The following is a 19,858-nucleotide window of genomic DNA, read 5'->3' as shown; positions in this document are numbered from 1 at the left end:
AGTGGAAACAAAAAAGAAACAGCCCAAACCGTGACTTATCAATCATATAAAGTGAAACTTTAATCAGTGGGGGTTTTGTTCATCCCCCGCTGATTATCAGCCCTCACCAATCGGGCTTTTACGGGCAGCCCGACCCCCACCTAACTTCTTTGCTTCCGCTGAATTTTGAGGTGGGGGTCTTACTGCCCACAAATAGCGGGATAAACGTTTTGGATGTCCTTTAACCTGTGAAATTTTAGCTGCAGTAGTATTGTTACCCTATGCCATCTTTAATTTCATTGGTATTTAGAATACCTAGACAAAATCCATATATTCTTGAAAGAGGTTGAAAATTTATGTTCGTTTTAAACAAGTTCTTTAACATTTTACATTACAAAAAGATTGTGCCTGTAGTATTACTTTCATGTGTATCACTTATAGGCTGTTCCAATAGTAACACTCAATCTGAACCACCTAAACAAACGAATCAAGCTAATCAAATTAAACAAGAAAATACAGGTAATCATTCTTTTACTAAACTTGAAAAAGAATATGATGCTAAGCTTGGTATTTATGCACTGGACACAGGTACAAATCAAACTGTTGCTTATCATTCAGATGATCGTTTTGCATTTGCATCTACATCTAAATCATTAGCTGTGGGCGCTCTTTTACGCAAGAACTCATTAGAAGCTCTTGATCAAAGGATTACGTATACTCATGAAGATCTTTCTAATTATAATCCAATTACTGAAAAGCATGTTGATACAGGAATGACGTTAAAAGAACTTGCAGATGCTTCTGTTCGATATAGTGACAGCACAGCACATAATTTGATTCTTAAACAGTTAGGGGGGCCCTCTGAATTTGAAAAAATCTTGAGAGAAATGGGAGATACTGTTACTACTTCAGAACGATTTGAACCTGAATTAAATGAAGTGCATCCAGGAGAAACACATGATACCAGTACACCAGAAGCGATAGCTAAGACACTTCAATCATTTACATTAGGAACTGCACTTCCAACAGAAAAACGTGAACTATTAGTAGATTGGATGAAGAGAAATACAACTGGAGATAAATTGATTCGTGCGGGCGTACCAAAAGGATGGGAAGTAGCTGATAAAACAGGCGCGGGATCTTACGGAACAAGAAATGATATCGCAATTATTTGGCCACCAAATAAAAAGCCGATTGTTCTTGCTATACTTTCTAATCATGATAAAGAAGATGCTAAATACGATGATAAACTTATTGCAGACGCAACCAAGGTCGTGTTAAATACCTTAAAAGCTACGGAATAAGTGATAATAGGTTAAAAGTTTTCTATTTTAGGCTGGTGTTTTCATCCACTAAAAATTTAATAGTGTCCCAAAAACGAAATTTGGTGCTAACTTGTAATAAAAAGCTCATTTTTATTGTTTGGCGATAAATCGTTCTTTAAGCTTGATGGCGATTTGGTGCTATCCCTAAAACATCTGGACTTTAATAGCCAACTAAAAAATGCAAACAAAAAGACCTTTAATCAGTCGTTTTGTTTGCATTTCCTTTTTCTAAAACCACAGAAAAGATAAGTACTATAGTTAACAGCATAATAAACCTTACTTCACTTCCATCACTTACAAAAAATGAATACAAAGTATAAATTAAAATTAATATTCCATAAATAACTTTGTGCAATGAACTCCCCCCTTTTTGTCGTACATATTTTAGTGTAAAAATTTAATTCAAGCCCTATATCAAAATGAAAATAAAAAGCACCTGTGATATACACAAAGTGCTTTTCTCTTGTCAATTTATCTATTTTCACTATATTTATCTATTTTCTTTTTATAACTCAAATTTCTTCGAATCGTACTTTTCTAGAGTTTGCTGCAATTCATTTTGTTCATATGGAATATGTTTATCTGTCTGTACATCTTCAACATTTTCTCCACCTGTTAATAATCTCCTGTACTTAAAAGAGTGCCCTGTTAATACTGTTGTAATCATTTTGTATTGCCCTCCTTTTGTTTGATTACTTGTATCATAAAACAAGTATCTGAAGTTGATATGTAGTTTATCTAGAGTGTATGTAAATTTAAAAAACCTCTAATAAAATGTTTATGTTGTAACGTTACCACCAAAACTAGTGCTCCAAACACCATGATTTGAAGAGATAGTCCCCCATGTTCTAGCCTCAATTCCCGCTACAGTTCTATATTGAGTAAAACTAGTTAATCCCTATAATATAAAAAGAGCACCACTTTTTGGATGCTCTTCGTTATAACTATATATTATTTAATTTCCTTCTTTTGTTGGTACCATTTTTCCTTCTTGAGAGTCTGTACCTTCTGTTCTTTCAACAGTTTTTGCATGCTCTGGTTTTTCAGGGGCTCCCATTTCAAATCCAGATTGAGAATCTGTACCTTCTTTTGTTGGTACCATTTTTCCTTCTTGAGAGTCTGTACCTTCTGTTCTTTCAACAGTTTTTGCATGTTCTGGTTTTTCAGGGGCTCCCATTTCAAATCCAGGTTGAGAATCTGTACCTTCTTTTGTTGGCACCATTTTTCCTTCTTGAGAACCTGTACCTTCTGTTCTTTCAACAGTTTTTGCGTCTCCTTTAGGAGTTGCTGGCACTGCATCTTTAGGTAAATCAAAGTTTTGTGAGAAAGACGTTGTTCCATCTGCACTTTGTGTAATTACTTGATTTGAACTATTTTCATTTGATTTTAAATTGTCCATTTTCGCATCATCTGCACCTACTGCACCCCCCGCTACCAATCCTGTACTTAAAAGTGCTCCTGCTAATAATGTTTTAATCATTTTTCATTACCTCCTTGTTTTGTTTGGAACTACATTTAGCATAAGACAAGAATCTATAGTTGATATGGACTGTATCTGGAGATTATGTAAAGAAAAATAGATGATCAATTGTATATCCTAATGGATGCTTAGACAAGATTGAAACTTTATATGAATTTGAATAATTGAGTTCCCCTTTGTTTTTGGGTGTGAGGTTTTTAGCTGGAGTAGAGTGAGGGACTAACCCTTTCTAATTTGAAAGCAAACTTTTTATTATTAGTTTACTTTCATATTTTCAACTCTTTTATTATAGAAAAATAAAAGAGTAATCGCAAAGACTACTCTTGTTTCTTTTCCTTCTCTTCTTTTTCAATTTCAGATACCGATTTTTCAGGATCTTTTATAAGTTTTCCTAATTCTCTAGAACGTGTAAAATCATCTTCAAAATTTTCTGTAGTACTAATATAAGCTATAAAATCTAATTTTTCATTATTGTTTATATATCCTTTTAATCTAGGAACACCCATCGGACTTATATCATGTTTTGTAAACGTAATACATTTTACATCCTGAATATTGTAATGAATATAATTTCCTATCCGTGTTTCTTGGTCTTTCCAAAACTTTTCTTCTTTTTCTTTTTGTTTTAAGTATTCCATAGTAAAATACCCTCCTGCTATAATACAAATAATGGATAAGATAATTACCGTTTTTTTCTTCATAGAAAATCCCCTTGCATTTAAATATATTTAAAATATACATTGAAAATAAAATTGTTAAACAAATGTTGAGAAATATCAAATTTCAATTTCCATTATATTCTATTCTTGCTATTATTTAATGTAAGACTATTCAGAAAAGGAAGGGATTATATGCAGGTTCCAGTGAAGGGGAATGAAAAGATTACAAAGTTACTTAATGACTGGTATCAATTAATGCTACAACAACAACTTTCAAAAGTAACAAACTTAAAACAAGAACTTGATGAATATATTAAAATTTTAAAAACTGAAGAAAACGCAGAACTACAAGACCAAAACCTATTATTATACTACTCTCTATTAGATTTTCGTTTTAAAACACTTACCGATAGATTCAGTATCACTAAAAGTAGTTTTGATAAAATTGATTCTTTTGAAACTCCGACTGATGGTTTCTTAGCTTATTATTATCATTTTTATAAAGCTGTACATTTCATGATACTCACTGACCATAATGAGGCACAAAATCATTATGAAAAAGCTGAATCTCTTTTGAAATATGTTTCCAATGAAATCGAACAAGCTGAATTTCAATCTAAGTTAGCTTTGTTTTACCATAACACCTACGAACCACTTTTAGCTATTCGTTATGCAACTACTTCAAAAGATATCTTCTCTAAACACCAAGGTTATGAAAGTAATGTAGCTTCTTGTGAAAATACAATCGGAATGAGTTGTGTATCTCTAAAACAATTTGAACAAGCCGAGGAACATTTAAATTCTGCATTAAACTTATTAAACAAGAATAACGAAGAAACATTAATTTCATTAGTCCGCCACAATTTAGGTTGGTTATATTCAAGTCAAAATCTTTCTGAATCAGCTATTCGTCACTTATCAGAAGTAACAGAGAAAATTCCTAATCATTTTAAAGCTATTTTCCTACAAGCTAGAGAATATTCTAAGTTAGGTGAAACAAATATTGCCTCTGACCTAATTGAAAAAGGTTTAAAAATTTGTTTAAACCTAGAGAATGAAGAATACACGCATCACTTTACCATTTTAAAAGCACTAAATAACAATGCTTCTATTGAAGAATTAAAAAGAGTAACTATTGCAGGTATTTCCTATTTCAAAAGAGAAACACTTTGGGATTATGTAGAAGAATATGCAGAACTGTTAGCAACTAGATTACATACTGCGTGTGAGTACCAAACATCTAGTGACTATTTCTGTTTAGGTCTTGAAGCAAGAACAAAATTATTAGCTAAAGGGGCGTTAAAGTAATGAAAAAGCTTGGTTTAACGGTAATGAGTTTAGCTGCTACAGGTATTATGTCTTTCGGATTAAGTACTATTCCTGAAACACAACAAACAGCAAAGATAGAGAACGTTAATAAATTACAATCAACACATGGAGAAGGCTGGTCACCTCAAAGACCTGACTTAGCGTATAGTCACGGTAATGGTGGCGGTGCACCTACTTACGATCATGGAAGACCGCCTGCATCACAAGCTTAATTGTTTCGCAAAGAAAGTCATACTACTTGTATGGCTTTTTCTTTATTTTAGTTACTTAAGCCCTACATTTTTATCTAATTTGCTTTTGCTGGTGTAGAAGAGGAAAAAGATATAGAAGCATAAAGTGAAACTTTAATCAGTGGGGGTTCTCTTCATCCCCACTGATTATCAGCCCTCACCAATTGGGCTTTTACGGGCAGCCCGACCCCCACCTAATTTCTTTGCTTTCGCTGAATTTTGAGGTGGGGATCTTACTGCCCGTTAATGCGGGATAAAAGAAAACCGCCTGAAATGATGTGTACTCGAATAGTAGTACATAAAAAAATACAAATAACAATAAATTAAATCTCGTTAAAACAAAAAGGAGATGTCCCAGGCATGGTACTAGGACATCTCCTTTACTTATCTAAATTTCTAAATTCTATACAGCACTATCAATTAAACAATTATTAGATATATCTTCTATCTAAAACATCGTATTATCATTAGCTGCTTCACTTGGAATCTCTTGAATTACATCCCAGTGTTCAACAATCTTTCCATCCTTGATACAAAATATATCCACTATAGCAACTCCCTTATCTTGAGAATTAGTACGAGAATGTACATGAAGAGCAACTGTATCCCCTTCAGCTACCACACGTTTAATCTCTGCAGAGGAATTAGGATTTTTAACAAAATCCTCCTTAAAGAAATCCATGAAGGCTTTTCGTCCATCAGCAACAAAAGGATTATGTTGCTTATAATCTTCGCTAACATATTTAGGGATAATATCGATATTATGTTTGCTAAAAACTTCATTATAGAAATCAACTACCATCTTTTTATTCTTTTCATTTTCTTTCACTTCTTTTGATACAGAAGCAACATTCTCGCTCTTTATTGAGTTACCTTTGTTATTACCGGTGGAAGCTTGAAATATCAAAGTCGACACAATTCCTAAAATAAACACAGAAATAATTATTACTATTAAATTTTTCTCTAATTTCATATATACCTACCTCTTCTAATCATATAAATTATATTCCATAACACGATTGGGAAGTAAAACCCTTCCCAAAAATGTAATGTCAGGGGTAATGTTAGGAAATTTCATTTATCCTAACACTCCCCCCTATACAAGGCATATTAGAAACGATTAACTCTAACTTAATACCTCATTAACAGTTGCACTGTCCACAATTTGAATAAACTTCTTAACCTTATTGTTCTCATCAAACTTATAAAGATGACAAAAATCTGCTACAAATGACTTCCCCGTAGCTTTATATGTTCCACTATATTTTCCATACACGATAACAGTATTGTTATTAAAAGTATAAATTTCATCTTTAGCACTATAGTCATCCCATTCCGTACCAAGACGTTCATGTACGTTTTTCACTACTTCATCTGGACCTATATAAGTACCTGCATATGGAAACCCAGCAGCTTCTGTCCAAGATACATTTTCACTTAAATACGTTTTGAACGCATCCAATTTTCCTTCGCCAGTTAACACATACGTTTCATGTAATAGTTTTTGATATTTATTCATAACATTAACCCCAAGGCATTTCTTTTGTTACAACTTTTGCACTTAATTCTAATACACCTTTATTTGCATAGCCTGGATATGCTGCTTCAAGTTTTGCCACAAAATCTTTTGAAGTTCCACTTTCCTCAGAAGCTTGAACCGCAGTTCTTAGATAATCCATTGTCGCAGTAAGTGCTTGATTATTTAGGGATTTTTCGATTGATCCATGGCTAGGTACAATTATGTCAGCATTTAATGCTTGTAACACTTTCAAGTTCTCAATCCATGTCTCCATCGCCGCTTTTGAGCTAGTATCCGCTAAGAATACATGTATTTCGTTAAATACATCAATACCACCAATTAATACTTTTAGCTCTTTATTAAATAAGCTAGTTCTGTAATAATCTAAGCCTACTAGTTCAAATGTTAACCCCTGAAAATTAATCGTTTTTTCTTTAAACACTTGAGGTAATACCACGTTACTTGGTGCATTTTCTCCAAGGGCATCTTTCCAAACTTTTAATTTCCCTAAGACAGAATGAACAATATGTTCAACAGTAGACTCTGTAGCATACGCTATAGCTTCTGGGTAAGCAGCTTTAATATTTTCTAATCCAAAGTAGTAATCAGGATCCCCATGAGTAATAAAGATTTTATCTAAAGATAAGTCGTTTTTTTTCAGATACTCAACAATTTCTTTCGAATCAGACTGAGTAAATTTTGAGTTTATTAAAAACGCATGTCCTGCTTTCTCAACTAAGGTTGCAGTGACCATGAAACTTTTTTCGTCTGAATTAAACACCGTCAATTTTACATCTTTTTGATTTGTATCAATTGTTTTAAACATAGAATGTTATTCTCCTTTTGTTAAAGTTATTAACTAGTTAACATATTTTTAACTTGTTCCGACAGAAGCTTCCTCTTCCATTCACCTGAAAATGTGTTAGCACCATCAGAATATCAGCTGGCGTAAGATAACATGTTTGCCACTATGGCCTATAGTAAAATTGAATCCTCTTTAGAAATAAATTGAAACAAAAACTGTTATAAGAAAGATACATTTCAATCTACTTCTGGTCTTTATTAAAAGTTAAATGTTATATACTTTAATCTAATATTTCTTATTAAAAATTCTTAAAACGTGCTTCGATTTTATCCGGCGTCATTACCCCACCACCAATAGGGATAATTTGATTATCCTTTTGTAAAAGTAATGAAGGATAACTATTTACACCCAGCTGTCGAACTTTATTGAAATCATTTTGGACATCTATTATTGTTTCTTGAGCGTTTAAACGTTCTAGTACTTGTTCAGGATTCAAACCATGCTCAATTGCAATCTTACGATATGTTTCAGGATCACTCAGACTTTGTCCCTCATAATAAAACGCTTTTTGCATAGCTGAAGTGAATTCTAACAAACGGTCTGGCGCTAATGATCGTAAAGCTGAAAAGCCAATTGCAGCATCTTTCGAATTCATTTTAAAAGTCCCTTCCTCCACCAGTTTTTGATATGAAGGACCAAATTCAGCACCTGTAAGTTGATTAATTCTTTTATTTCCTTCTTCTATATATGAGAAGTTTTTCATTGGTAAATTATCTAAAAATAACCCTCCACATAAAACCATTAATGGCACTTCAGTGTGGTTTTTGTAAAATCCTTTAATACTTTCTGAAAAACCATAGCACCATCCACAATATGCGTCCCATACGTAAATAAGGTTATCTTGTTTCGTCTCCATTTAAATCTCCTACCTTTCTTTTTATTATCCAGCTCAACTAAATTTTTGGTTTATATAAGTACATCTTTTTATACCTTGTTCTTTTTTTAGATACCTTACTATATTTCCCCAAAACTAATATTTCCAAAGAAAGATCAACCAAGGTTTTTAACAAAAGATAACGCTGCACCTTATTGCCCCGTAACAGAAAATACTAAAGCTTGGAATATGCATTGATTTGAATGCGTTAGTAACTGTCTACACCGGGTGGCAACGTATGGACCACCATCCTTAATTAAATATATAAATCATATTTTTTAGCTGATATTAGTTGTAACTAAATCAATTACATCTTTATGTAACCATTTTAGTTACAACTAATATAGAAGTCAATTCTTTTTTCCGAAAACATTAAATTTCTACATTATAACGAAATCCTGTGTTAACTTGTAACAAAAAAAGAGGAGTCATCTCCTCTTAATAAATAAACACTATTTAATTTGTTCCTTATACTCATGGTTAACAAGTACATACCATTTTCCTGTATCAAATTTTTCTTTATTAATCACGTAAACTTTATTTTGTCTCTTTACCTCCCCTGGTTTTAATTCCTTAGTAATAGTAGAGGTCTCACCTTTTTCAACCTCATAACTACTAGCTGCCCACACATCACTTTGGTAAGCATTATCATTTTCATCCACTAAATCCACTGATGGTAAAACGGCTAATTTCATCGATTCGTTTGTGATGTTTTTCCCTTCTACTTCTAAAACAATAAATACATGTCCATTTTCAGGTTCTTGGAATCCTATACTTTCTTTACCAACCTTATCTCTTTCTACAACTCTTTTTACAGTTACATCAAATTTAGGTGTATGAAAATCCTTGTTTACAGCATACTCTTTTTCTTTTACTTTTGATTTCTCTTTTGTTTGTTCTGTATTTTTCTGCTTTGTATTCTCTTTCGTTTTCGCCTCATCAGTTGTTTGCACTTTCTTTTCTTCTTGTTTAGAATTGGTTTCTTTAGATTCTGAAGAAGTTTTTTCGGATGCATTGCCGCAACCAGATAAATTGAATACTAAAGCGCCACCTAAAATACATGTAGTAAATTTTTTCAACATCTCTTTTTATCCCCCAATAACACGATATATAAATTCCTTACTTATCATAGCAAAAAATACAATCTTAAATTGTTGCATATTGTCGAATAATTAAGAATAATCAATTGTTTTTATTACATATAAAAAACATGATTTTGATGTAGTACCAAGATCATGTTTTACGTTGATGTTATTTATAAAATACTTTATCCACATTATACTTCGCTTGAAATTCGTTAATCATATATGTTTCGTAAATTCCTCTTTCCATCGGATTTTCTACAATACATATATCAATACGATACACTTCATCACGATGATTTTTAATACGTTGTCTTACTTTACGTGCTTTCCCAACAAAAAGAAGTTCGTCATTAAAATTATAGTTGAAAAATAAAGGGAATTATATGATAGGAGATACAAATATAGACAGTCGCTGACCATTAATCTACAACCAATCCCACTCTTTACAAAAATATATCAACGATTATCCAATTATATCGATCACAACTCCGAATATATCGACGATTCGACACAACATATCGACTTACCGACAAATTTCGTGAAAACTATAACCAAAACACCAACCAATCCCACACCGGCACCCACGCTCCCTACAAAAGAAAGAAACACCTTCAATTTGTCGTTTACATCTACATACGACAGACTGGGTGTTCTATCCTTGTCTCACTTTATTGGGTCACTCCAAAGTATGCCAATTCAATCGGTGCATTCTTACTCATGATGATCGGTGCTACACTTCCATTAACGCAATTGTAAAAGCAGAACTCTTCCCAACTGAAATTCGCGCACTTGGCGTAGGTTTACCATATGCTCTAACCGTTGCGATATTTGGTGGAACAGCCGAGTTCATCGCATTATGGCTAAAGAGTATTGGAATGGAATCACTATTTTACTTCTACGTAGCTGGATGTATCGCGATAAGCTTTATTACGTATTGGCGTATGGATGAGTCATCGAAGACTTCGCAGATTGAGGCAGAGCTTGGTGGTGGGGATCAATTAGTTAATAATAAATCTAGTTAAAAAAGGCACCTTAAGGTGCCTTTCTCTCATTTGAATTTACTATTTGAGTAATCTAATCGTTTACCTTTGATCCTTAAATCCCCAACCAGAGACTAAATAGTTTTGCGTTTTGTTTATCGTAACGCGGATTACCTTTTTCTTATCATTTTTAGAATAACCTTCTACATCAATAAAACCATCACGTACTCCATGTAAAATCTCAACTTTAGTAACTACAAGATCTATATTTTCTTTATCCTTCATATGATTTATTGCTACTTTTGAAGCTTTATCTTGAGTAATATTTTTGTTGTACATTGTATAAGATATGTAGCCTATTATTAATAATAAAATCGTAAAAATAGCAATATTCACCTTTTTTCTCTTATTCAATATATTTCCTCCTTAAGAAGATTTATAATATAACTATAAATCTTTTTTGAGGAGATGGAAATATGGGAAGTTCAGTTTCAGATAAAAGCCTTTCCCATTTGGCTACTAGTAGTTATGGTGATGCTCTTACAGAAGTTGTAGAATTTGGTAAACAAAAAGAGATTTGGAAACCTGTAGAAATAAATGGTGCTGTTCTTCATAACTCAAAAAATAGCTTTGATGCAACTGTTTACAAGAATGAAGAAACAAAACAAGTTGTGATTGCTTTTCGCGGCTCTTGGGAAGCACCTGATTTTTATGATGCAGATGTATTTGATGTTATGGGGAATCGTTTTAGAAAAAATCAAGATAGTTTGGAAAAAATGAATAGCTTTGACACTTCATCACTTCCTTTAACTGAACAATTTAATTTCGCTATGGCGAAAGAAAGAAAGCAAAAAATGGTTGCAGAAAGTCAATTTACTAATGCTGATGATTTAACAAAAGAAGTAAAGAAATATATGGAAGACCCTAAAAATGAGTTAGACGGATACCAGCTTACATTAACCGGCCATTCTCTAGGTGGTGGTTTAGGTGAATATGCTGGGGTTATGAATAATGTAGCAGTTGTTAGTTACGAAGCTCCAAATGTTATTGATTCATTACCTAAAGATAAAAAGGAAAAAGCCTTAAGGGGAGATTATAAAGATCAAATTACAACTATCGGAAACCCCAATGATACTGTATTTACTGGTTTTAGAGGAAATGATAATAAAAATAGAGGTCGTATAGGTCATTTATTTTATACAGATAAACCAGATATAAAAAATGATAATAGGATTCATGATACAAGTGGTTATATTCCATTTTTACCTTTTTTAACAAATGGTTATAATACTGTTCGTTTTTTCATGGGTTTTATGGGTCCAAGCTTTCATTCCATGGATAACCTTAGTCACGATAAATACGGTTATTTAAATATGCCGAATATGTACGATGGGGAGACAGGAGAGAAAATTCAGGGTTCCCCGCGCGCTGATGGGGTTACAATTCATTTAACAGTCGAAGAAGTTAAACAAATTACTTCAGATTTAAGAAGGGAAATTGATGATATTAACCAAAAGATCGTACAAGCAAGCAATAAAATTATTAATGTATTACAACAATCGCCAGCTAGTGTTGATGGCAATTTAATTAATACACTTACATACGGCATTTATGGATTTCAAAGAGGATATATGGAACGTATTCGTTCTGAGGCTGATTTCATTGAACAAAGAGCGGTTGAATTTGAAACTGTTGATAAACAAAACTGAAAAACGGGTGATCTTCATGAAAAATTATGATGTTATAGCACATGCTGCCGATGTAGTAGGTGCCAAAAATGATTTAGAATCGTGTATTTTAGAATTAGAAAATCACAGAAAGAATGTTAATGCCATAAAAACACTATTAGCACATAGCTGGAAAGGAAATACCGCTAAAGAAATTGAAAGAAGGTTAAGTGAAGTAGAGAAGGAACTCGTCTATAGAATCGATGAATTTAGAAAGATAGGAGATGATTTAGATAGATATAGAAGAGCAATGGATAGCTTCGCGAATCAATTCATGATGATGGGGCCTAAATATTAGTATAAAAAACACCTTAATGTATCCATTTCTGGCTTCGATAACTATATATTATCTTAGCTCTGCGCGCTTTCCTTATTTCTCATACTTAAGTCTAAATTTAACCCTACCAATATGAAGGTTATTATAAATTATGCATGTATAACTAATATTTGTTTCATCTTACAAAATAATATGTACTACATATTGAATTTATTTACTATAAAAAAGGACTTAAATTCTAAAACATTTAATTTTGTAGAACCTGTTCCCTTTGATTAGCACATAATACCCATAGTGATTTCTCCACTTAATTTTGGAGCACCGGCAATCAAAGCTTGTTATCTCTGAAACAAGAAGCGTTTCGTATCTAATAATCTCCTTTGTTAACTTAATGGCCACGTAAAGCAAAAAAGCACCAGGTCCCCCCAATGCTTTTCCCCCACTCTAAAACAAATGACAAGCCACCTCATGCCCTTTCGCAATCTCAACCATCTTTGGTACTTCCTTTGCGCATTTTTCAGTGGCGAATTTGCAGCGCGTTCTGAATTTGCAGCCGGATGGTGAGTTGAGTGGGCTTGGAACTTCGCCTTGCAGAATGATCCGTTCTTTGCCTGTGTTTGTTGGATCTGGTTCTGGCATGGATGAGAGTAGTGCTTGTGTGTATGGATGTGCCGGTTTTGTGTATAGGTCTTCGCTGTCGGCAATTTCTACTATGTTTCCTAGGTACATGACTCCGATTCGGTCTGATATGTGTCTTACCATGGATAGGTCATGTGCGATGAATAAGTATGTGACGCCTGTTTCTTCTTGAATATCTTGCAGCATGTTTACGACTTGTGCTTGGACTGAGACGTCTAGTGCTGAGATTGGTTCGTCACATAGGATGAAGTCCGGTTTTACAGATAGTGCGCGTGCGATGCTAATGCGCTGTCTTTGGCCTCCGCTAAATTCGTGCGGGTAGCGATATAGGTGTTCTTCTTTTAGTCCTACTTTTTTGAGAAGGTCTAGAATGATTTCTTTTCTTTCTTCGGCTGTGTAAGAGCCATGAATGTTCATCGGTTCGCTAATAATTTGGAATACGTTCATTGCCGGGTTTAATGATGCGTATGGGTCTTGGAAAATGATTTGCATTCGTTTTCTGTATTCTTTTAGTTCACTTTCCTTTAGATCCGCGATATCTTTTCCGTCAAATAGGATGTTACCTGAAGTTACATCGTGTAAACGAATGATGCTTCTTCCTGTCGTTGATTTCCCGCAGCCGGATTCCCCTACTAGTCCGAACGTTTCACCCTTTTTAATTGTGAAGCTTAGGTCATCGACTGCTTTTAATTGCTCTGTTTTTCTGCCGAATAGTCCTTTTTTAATAGAAAAATACTTTTTTAAGTTCCGAACTTCAATTAAGTTTTCTTCATGCATGGGAATCACCTACCGCCCTATCGTTTAGCCAGCACATAGAGCGTCTTTCGTTTCCGATTTCAAAATATGGCGGACGTTCTTTTTCACAAATGTCCATTTTATGTGGGCAACGCTCTGCGAATGGGCAACCTTTCGGCGGATGTAGTAAGTTGGGCGTTACACCTTGAATTGGTGCTAGTCTTTCTTTTACTCCGTTCGATATTTTTGGCAGAGAGTTTAATAACCCTTTCGTATATGGATGATTCGGCGATTGAAAAATATCAAGTACATGTCCTTCTTCCATAATAAGCCCGCCGTACATAACGATGACGCGTGTACAGTTTTGCGCAACAATTCCAAGATCGTGCGTAATAAGAAGTAACGACATATTCGTTTCGTTTTTTAAGTTTTTCATTAAATCTAGTATTTGTGCTTGTATCGTTACATCAAGCGCTGTCGTCGGTTCGTCCGCAATGAGAAGGTCTGGATTACAAGACATTGCCATTGCGATCATAACCCGCTGCTTCATACCGCCGCTTAGTTCATGCGGATATTGTTTTACCCTTTCTTCCGGTGAAGAAAGACCGACTTGTTTTAGTAAGTTGACCGCGATATTTTGTGCTTCTTTCTTTTTCACTTTTTGATGCCGAATAATTACTTCCGTCATTTGCTTTCCAATTTTCACAACTGGATTTAATGCCGACATTGGATCTTGGGAGATAAGTGAAATTTGATTTCCTCTAATAGAACGCAATTCTTTCTCCGATTTAGAAAGCACGTTTTCATTTTGAAAAAGAATCTCTCCTTCTTTCACTTTCCCCGGAGGCGTAACGAGGGCCATAACCGATTTCGCCATAACGCTCTTTCCGCTTCCCGATTCGCCAACAATCCCAACGACTTCACCTTTTTTCAAGCTAAATGAAACGCCGCGAACCGCTTCTACTTCGCCGTCTTCTATGAAAAAAGAAGTCTTTAAGTTTTTCACTTCTAATAGTTTTTCAGACACGCTTTTCACTCCCCCTCACTTAAAGCATTAGTTCTCATGATGAGCCCCTTTTGGCGCGAAAGCTTTTTTCAACGCTTCACCGATTACGTTAAAACTTAGTACTGTTAATAAAATAAGGAACCCTGGGAAGAGTGTTAAATACCAAGCTTCACCTATGTATCCTTGCGCATTATTTAGCATACTGCCCCAAGAAGAATCTGGTTCTCTAATACCTAACCCTAAGAAGCTAAGTGATGATTCCATTAAAATCGATGTCGCAATTGTTAATGTCGCTGCGATTATAATGGTCGATAAAATGTTTGGAATGATGTGTCTTACAATAATCATCAATGATTTTTGTCCAGATACTTTTGCGTATAACACGTATTCACGCTCTTTTACAGATAACGTTTCTGCCCTTACAATGCGGGCGGTGTCCATCCACGTTAATAATCCGATAATAAGAACAAGCGTTGTAATTCCTGGTTTTAAATACGCATTTAATAACAGCATTAAAAAGAATGATGGAATTGACATTAAAACTTCAACAATTCGCATTAAGAAGTTGTCTAACTTTCCGCCAAAATATCCGCTAATTGTTCCTACTGCGGTCCCGATTGTAATGGAAACAACCATCGCTAGAAAACCAACCGCAAGGGAAACTCGTCCGCCATATAACGCTCTCGTTAAATAATCCCTTCCGTAATCATCCGTGCCAAACGGATGACTTAAACTCGGTTCTTGTAAACGATCTGGAATCGACATTTTACTAGGATCGTACGGTGATACGAATGCGAAAAGAGACGCGATTGTTAAAACACCCAGTATAATAACTCCCATTACTACAAACTTATTTTTCGTAAAACTATTTTTTATCGTTTGAAATCTCCTATTGTTCATTCCATCACCCCCTCATTCGAATGCGCGGATCTACTACGCCATATAAAATATCAGCAATTAAATTACCGAGAATTAACATGAACGATGATAATAATGTGATTGCCATAATAATTGGATAATCAAATCTAAAAATAGCATTTACCCCAAGTGAACCAAGTCCCGGCCATGAGAATACTGTTTCCGTAATGAACGCTCCGCCTACTAAACTTGGAATGGATAATCCGAAAATTGTAATGATCGGTATTAATACGTTTCGAAGTACGTGATTAAATAAAACTGTTTTCTGTGAAGCACCGTACGCATATTGAATTTGTACGTAATCTTCCTCTAATTGCTGGATGGTACTTGAGCGAATATATCTCATATAAACAGAGATGTTTTGGAACGCTAGCACCATGCAAGGTAAAATGCCGTGCTGGACAATATCCCAGAAGGAATCTTGACCGACTGTGCGCATACCCATACTCGGAAGAAGATTCAACTTTAAAGAGAATAAGTAGATTAATAGTAACGCGAACCAAAAGACTGGCATTGAGATTCCCACATAGGAGATGAAGTTCACAATGCGGTCAAAGAACGAGTTCTTTTTCACACCTGTAAATAGTCCAAGCGGTATTGCGATTACAAATGAGACGAGTAAAGATGATCCCATTAACCCGATTGTTGCGGGTAATCTTTCTGTAATAAGTTCTAAAACAGGACGATGGTTTTGAAGTGAGTATCCAAAATTCCCTGTTAAAATATTTTTTAACCATAAAAAATATTGCACGTAAATCGGCTGATCTAGTCCTAAACTTTTGCGAATACGCTCGACATCAATCGGACTCATATTCGGCGTTACAAAGTTTCGAACAGGATCGCCCGGCGCTAGTTTTATTAATAGAAAAGAAATAATAGAAATAACAAATAAAAGCGGAATCGCATTTAAAAGCCTCTTTGCAATTACTTTATACACAAACTTCCCCCCTCAAGATAAAGTGAAACTTTAATCAGTGGGGGTTTTGTCCATCCCCACTGATTATTAGTTGAACCAATCGGGCATTTACAGGCAGTTGATCTCCCACCTCACTTCTTTGCCTCAGTTGACTTTCGAGGTGGGAGTCTTACTGCCCGTTAATGCGGGATAAAGTGAAACTTTAATCAGCCCTACTCCCGCCTAACTTCCTCGCATTCGCCAGATTTTGAGGTGGGAGTCTTACTGCCCATTAAAGCGGGATAAAGAAGCTGATTTTCACCAGCTTCTTTACAGTTTCTTACTTCACTTCATAAATCTTCGATAGATCTTCAAACATTGTAACTGGAATTGCTTTTGCTTCTTTTAACCCATCAAACTTTTTATCTACTGCAATAACTGCTTTCGGATATGCGATTGGAAGATAAGGTAAGTCTTCTCTCGCTGTATCTTGGATTTTGTGGTATAGCTCTGCGCGTTTTGTTTTATCTGTTTCAACCGCAGCTTCTTCCCATAACTTATCGAAGTCAGCATTTTTATAACGTGCATAATTGTATTCCGCATTACTTAAGTACAGGCTCTTATATGAATCTGGCTCTGGTCCCATTATGTAACCACCGAATGTAATGTCATATTCTTTATTCTCTTTATCTAAGCCTTTTTCACTTGCTGCACTAGCATCTAATGCATTCAGTTCAACTTGTAAGCCAACTTCTTGTAATTTTTGCTGTGTATAAAGTGCTAGACTTTCCATGATTTTATTATTCGTCACATACATAACGCGGATTTTTTCTTTATCTTTCACACCAGCTTTTGCTAATAAATCTTTCGCTTCTTTTTGATCATACTTATACTCTTTAATATCTTTCGCATAATACATAGCGTCTGGCGTTAAGATTGAATTTGCCGGTTCTGCAAATTGACTAGAAACGAATGCTGAGTTAATCATTTCTTTCTTATCTAATGCATGCGCAATCGCTTGGCGCACTTCTTTTTTCTTCATAAGGTCTGTATTAAAGTTATAAGCTAAGTAGAATAATCTACCTTCAGGGAATGTGACCATTGAGAAGTTCCCAGTGCTATCTAATTTCTTAAAGTCTTGCGGTTCAATCATTTTCATATTGATTTGACCATTTTGTAGTGAAACGTTTGCTGTATTACGGTCTTTTACAACACGGTACACGATAGAATCTAATTTCGCTTTACCAGCAAAATAATCATCGAATCGCTCTAGCGCAACATATTCATCTGATTTAAACTCTTTTAATTTAAATGGACCTGATCCTACAGGTTGTAGGTTTTTCTTACTCTTCACTAAATCCGCTTCACCTTCAAATACATGTTTCGGAATTGGGAAGAAATCATTCATAACCCCTTCGAAAGATGCACTTACTTGTGGTAAAACGAATTGAGTCGTTAGCTCATCCACTTTTTTCACCTCAAGCGGCTTTCCTTTAAAAATAAAGTTTTCACGGCTTGAACTATTTTGCTTCTCATCTAGAATAGATTTGAATGTAAATACAATATCATCTGATGTAATTTTCTTACCATCATGCCATTTCAAATTGTCCTTTAATTTTAAAGTCCATGTTAATTGATCCTCTGAAGGCGTAAAGCTCTCAGCAAGAACAAACTTTTTCTTACCGTCTTCCATATGATACAGCGGTGCATATAAAGCTTGCTGCACAGTTAACGACACTCGATCATTCGCATAAAGCGGGTTCATCGTATCTGGATTATCACTAACACCAACCGTTAACGTTCCTCCATCTTTCGGAGTCCCTGATTTACTAGTTCCTGCTTGCTTCGAAGAATCTTTCTCCCCTGAGCAAGCCGCTAATGCAATAAGTAATAGTAGGACAAATGGTAATGCAAACAACTTCTTCTTCATATTTCGACCCCTCTCGACTATTTACACCTATAAGAAAACTCGGAATTAATACCGAGTTTTCTTATAGGTTTTAAATTACCACTACCCTTATGTATTGTCAAACTTTTTCGCAAAGATAGACAGTTTGAAATCTATTAATGAATTCTTGCGATAAAATATATTTATGCGGGGGGTAAAATAAAAAGACCACGAATAGGTGGCCTCGTAAAATGCGTTGAAAAACTAGCAGCCTACAGAAAGTTTCTCTGAAATGGTTGTTATATATAATTGAAAATGTAGAATGAGATTAAAGATAAAAAAACATTTTTAGGAGGTTATCATGACGTTTGATGAATTGAAAAAAAACAAACCAACAACCTCATGGGTTGAGCATGATGAAGATGGGGAATTTTTCACTGAAGAAAATATAAGTGCAACAAATAAGGTTCTTGACACTTACATTAACCATCTAGAGCAATTAGGCGAGACTCCAACCGAAGTCGAAGTAATGCAAGTTGTTAAAGAGGTAGTTATTAAACTAAATGAACTAAATATCGAACATGACCATTTTATCGAAACAATGGAAAGAGAAGATCTCTATGAATTTATCGATGCAGCAGCACGAATAGCTGGCTTAGAATCCGAAGAAGATATAACAGAAGAATGGCGAGAATGGTAAAAAGCTGCATACTTGGTGTCTAAATTTACTCCTTCATAAAACTTTGTCCCTTATTCTCCAAATGGAAAATAAGGGACAAACAAAGCTAATCAAATACTGATATACATTAAAATCTCCATTCATTTCCCATTACTTTAAAATACAGTTTTTCAAACCCACTAAAATACTTACTATAAATACTTAACATTTCAATATATGTATGAATAACTTGACTTAAATCAAAATGAACACCATCTTTAGCTAAGTCATAGCTATCGTCTAGACTATACAATTCAAAGTATTCCGCCTCCCAATGCACCCCCCTGTTGACTAAAAGTCTAGTGGTGCATTTAATTGATTCTTCAATCGTCAGTTCATGTTTTTTTAGTTTTTCATGAATGACGGAAAGAGTTAACTTAACAGTGTATTCTTCATCAACTGTGCTACTAAACTCAAATAACTTCCCTTCAATATCATCTATCTTTGCTTTAGACATTAAGGATATCTCAATTATTTCATATGGCGGACTGTCACTTGCTTCAATCAATTCATCACACCATTGAATTACTTCAGCTTTACTCCACAACCCACAGCAAAGCCCTAAGCCATAAATACGAGTTAATTTCCGAACTAAATCCAAGGTTTCTCACCTGCAATTTCTTATATGCATTTTTGTTTAATTTTAACAGAATATATGATACATCACATAATTTCTTTGCAAACACTACACATTACAATTGAGATGCATACGCGCATTATAAACAAAAAG

At 34.6% G+C, this 19,858-nt stretch carries 22 protein-coding genes and 2 pseudogenes; 7 read left to right on the top strand and 17 right to left on the bottom strand.

What is annotated here, in order from left to right; genetic code table 11:
* The first annotated feature begins 335 nt into the window (after window positions 1-335).
* Window positions 336-1,283, top strand: a complete 948-nt coding sequence (gene blaIII, locus QCI77_RS04785; protein WP_353824574.1) for a class A beta-lactamase BlaIII — start codon at window positions 336-338, stop codon at window positions 1,281-1,283.
* A 217-nt stretch (window positions 1,284-1,500) separates the two neighbouring features.
* Here the strand turns inward: blaIII and QCI77_RS04780 are convergent, their stop codons facing one another.
* The 4 genes from QCI77_RS04780 to QCI77_RS04765 all read right to left on the bottom strand — a co-directional run bounded on the left by QCI77_RS04780 (window position 1,501) and on the right by QCI77_RS04765 (window position 3,485).
* The gene (locus QCI77_RS04780) at window positions 1,501-1,659 is read right to left on the bottom strand and encodes a hypothetical protein (RefSeq protein WP_000549711.1); all 159 of its coding nucleotides are present in this window, start codon (window positions 1,657-1,659) and stop codon (window positions 1,501-1,503) included.
* Window positions 1,660-1,809: 150 nt separating this feature from the next.
* Entirely contained in the window at window positions 1,810-1,971 is a 162-nt protein-coding gene (locus QCI77_RS04775) for a hypothetical protein (protein ID WP_002150223.1), read from the bottom strand.
* A 288-nt stretch (window positions 1,972-2,259) separates the two neighbouring features.
* Entirely contained in the window at window positions 2,260-2,784 is a 525-nt protein-coding gene (locus QCI77_RS04770) for a hypothetical protein (RefSeq protein WP_061689535.1), read from the bottom strand.
* 317 nt (window positions 2,785-3,101) lie between these two features.
* Window positions 3,102-3,485, bottom strand: a complete 384-nt coding sequence (locus QCI77_RS04765; protein WP_088032095.1) for a DUF1433 domain-containing protein — start codon at window positions 3,483-3,485, stop codon at window positions 3,102-3,104.
* A 150-nt stretch (window positions 3,486-3,635) separates the two neighbouring features.
* Here QCI77_RS04765 and QCI77_RS04760 point away from each other — a divergent pair, with 150 nt between their 5' ends.
* Both QCI77_RS04760 and QCI77_RS04755 read left to right on the top strand, forming a co-directional pair.
* Entirely contained in the window at window positions 3,636-4,751 is a 1,116-nt protein-coding gene (locus QCI77_RS04760; protein ID WP_046957197.1) for a response regulator aspartate phosphatase, read from the top strand.
* Window positions 4,751-4,984, top strand: coding sequence for a Phr family secreted Rap phosphatase inhibitor (locus QCI77_RS04755; RefSeq protein ID WP_046957198.1), 234 nt, complete (start codon window positions 4,751-4,753; stop codon window positions 4,982-4,984). Before QCI77_RS04760 ends, QCI77_RS04755 begins: the two co-directional genes overlap by 1 nt.
* A 466-nt stretch (window positions 4,985-5,450) precedes the next feature.
* Here QCI77_RS04755 and QCI77_RS04750 read toward each other — a convergent pair whose 3' ends face one another.
* The 6 genes and pseudogenes from QCI77_RS04750 to QCI77_RS04725 all read right to left on the bottom strand — a co-directional run.
* Window positions 5,451-5,975: a nuclear transport factor 2 family protein gene (locus tag QCI77_RS04750; protein WP_353824573.1), complete on the bottom strand. Its 525-nt coding sequence runs from the start codon at window positions 5,973-5,975 to the stop codon at window positions 5,451-5,453.
* A gap of 153 nt (window positions 5,976-6,128) precedes the next feature.
* Window positions 6,129-6,521: a nuclear transport factor 2 family protein gene (locus tag QCI77_RS04745; protein WP_088031561.1), complete on the bottom strand. Its 393-nt coding sequence runs from the start codon at window positions 6,519-6,521 to the stop codon at window positions 6,129-6,131.
* 4 nt (window positions 6,522-6,525) lie between these two features.
* Window positions 6,526-7,347, bottom strand: coding sequence for an MBL fold metallo-hydrolase (locus QCI77_RS04740; RefSeq protein WP_088035324.1), 822 nt, complete (start codon window positions 7,345-7,347; stop codon window positions 6,526-6,528).
* Window positions 7,348-7,624: 277 nt separating this feature from the next.
* Window positions 7,625-8,242 (bottom strand): DsbA family protein, encoded by a 618-nt coding sequence (locus QCI77_RS04735; RefSeq protein ID WP_088035322.1) that lies wholly within the window; start codon window positions 8,240-8,242, stop codon window positions 7,625-7,627.
* Window positions 8,243-8,712: 470 nt separating this feature from the next.
* Window positions 8,713-9,342 (bottom strand): hypothetical protein, encoded by a 630-nt coding sequence (locus QCI77_RS04730; RefSeq protein ID WP_088035320.1) that lies wholly within the window; start codon window positions 9,340-9,342, stop codon window positions 8,713-8,715.
* Between the two features lie 169 nt (window positions 9,343-9,511).
* Window positions 9,512-9,718, bottom strand: a pseudogene (locus QCI77_RS04725) (GIY-YIG nuclease family protein); the annotation flags it as partial.
* 326 nt (window positions 9,719-10,044) lie between these two features.
* Here QCI77_RS04725 and QCI77_RS04720 point away from each other — a divergent pair.
* Window positions 10,045-10,367, top strand: a pseudogene (locus QCI77_RS04720) (alpha-ketoglutarate transporter); the annotation flags it as partial.
* Between the two features lie 60 nt (window positions 10,368-10,427).
* Here QCI77_RS04720 and QCI77_RS04715 read toward each other — a convergent pair.
* Window positions 10,428-10,739 (bottom strand): hypothetical protein, encoded by a 312-nt coding sequence (locus tag QCI77_RS04715; protein WP_088035318.1) that lies wholly within the window; start codon window positions 10,737-10,739, stop codon window positions 10,428-10,430.
* Window positions 10,740-10,996: 257 nt separating this feature from the next.
* Between QCI77_RS04715 and QCI77_RS04710 the strand changes: the two genes are divergently transcribed.
* Both QCI77_RS04710 and QCI77_RS04705 read left to right on the top strand, forming a co-directional pair.
* Window positions 10,997-12,034, top strand: coding sequence for a lipase family protein (locus tag QCI77_RS04710; RefSeq protein ID WP_353825756.1), 1,038 nt, complete (start codon window positions 10,997-10,999; stop codon window positions 12,032-12,034).
* 16 nt (window positions 12,035-12,050) lie between these two features.
* A complete protein-coding gene (locus QCI77_RS04705) occupies window positions 12,051-12,350 on the top strand; it encodes a hypothetical protein (protein ID WP_353824571.1) in 300 nt (99 codons plus the stop codon).
* 423 nt (window positions 12,351-12,773) lie between these two features.
* On the opposite strand, the gene QCI77_RS04700 is transcribed toward QCI77_RS04705, so the two are convergent.
* The 5 genes from QCI77_RS04700 to QCI77_RS04680 all read right to left on the bottom strand — a co-directional run bounded on the left by QCI77_RS04700 (window position 12,774) and on the right by QCI77_RS04680 (window position 18,452).
* On the bottom strand, window positions 12,774-13,745 hold the full coding sequence (locus tag QCI77_RS04700; RefSeq protein ID WP_353824570.1) for an ABC transporter ATP-binding protein: 972 nt from the start codon (window positions 13,743-13,745) through the stop codon (window positions 12,774-12,776).
* Complete coding sequence (locus QCI77_RS04695; RefSeq protein ID WP_113769009.1) at window positions 13,738-14,730, bottom strand: ABC transporter ATP-binding protein; 993 nt, start codon at window positions 14,728-14,730, stop codon at window positions 13,738-13,740. The genes QCI77_RS04700 and QCI77_RS04695 overlap by 8 nt, the downstream gene beginning before the upstream one ends.
* A 27-nt stretch (window positions 14,731-14,757) precedes the next feature.
* A complete protein-coding gene (locus tag QCI77_RS04690) occupies window positions 14,758-15,609 on the bottom strand; it encodes an ABC transporter permease (protein ID WP_002186601.1) in 852 nt (283 codons plus the stop codon).
* 4 nt (window positions 15,610-15,613) lie between these two features.
* A complete protein-coding gene (locus tag QCI77_RS04685) occupies window positions 15,614-16,564 on the bottom strand; it encodes an ABC transporter permease (protein WP_353824569.1) in 951 nt (316 codons plus the stop codon).
* Between the two features lie 298 nt (window positions 16,565-16,862).
* On the bottom strand, window positions 16,863-18,452 hold the full coding sequence (locus tag QCI77_RS04680; protein WP_353824568.1) for an ABC transporter substrate-binding protein: 1,590 nt from the start codon (window positions 18,450-18,452) through the stop codon (window positions 16,863-16,865).
* 319 nt (window positions 18,453-18,771) lie between these two features.
* Here QCI77_RS04680 and QCI77_RS04675 point away from each other — a divergent pair, with 319 nt between their 5' ends.
* The gene (locus QCI77_RS04675; RefSeq protein WP_149190189.1) at window positions 18,772-19,110 is read left to right on the top strand and encodes a hypothetical protein; all 339 of its coding nucleotides are present in this window, start codon (window positions 18,772-18,774) and stop codon (window positions 19,108-19,110) included.
* 106 nt (window positions 19,111-19,216) lie between these two features.
* Here the strand turns inward: QCI77_RS04675 and QCI77_RS04670 are convergent, their stop codons facing one another.
* Window positions 19,217-19,729 carry a protein kinase gene (locus QCI77_RS04670; protein WP_353824567.1) on the bottom strand — a complete coding sequence of 171 codons (513 nt, stop codon included), beginning with the start codon at window positions 19,727-19,729 and terminating at the stop codon, window positions 19,217-19,219.
* Window positions 19,730-19,858: the final 129 nt, after the last annotated feature.

Source organism: Bacillus cereus group sp. MG9, assembly GCF_040459995.1.
Taxonomy (GTDB): domain Bacteria; phylum Bacillota; class Bacilli; order Bacillales; family Bacillaceae_G; genus Bacillus_A; species Bacillus_A mycoides.
Note: the sequence above shows the minus strand (reverse complement) of the source record. Positions and strands in the feature narration are given on the sequence as shown.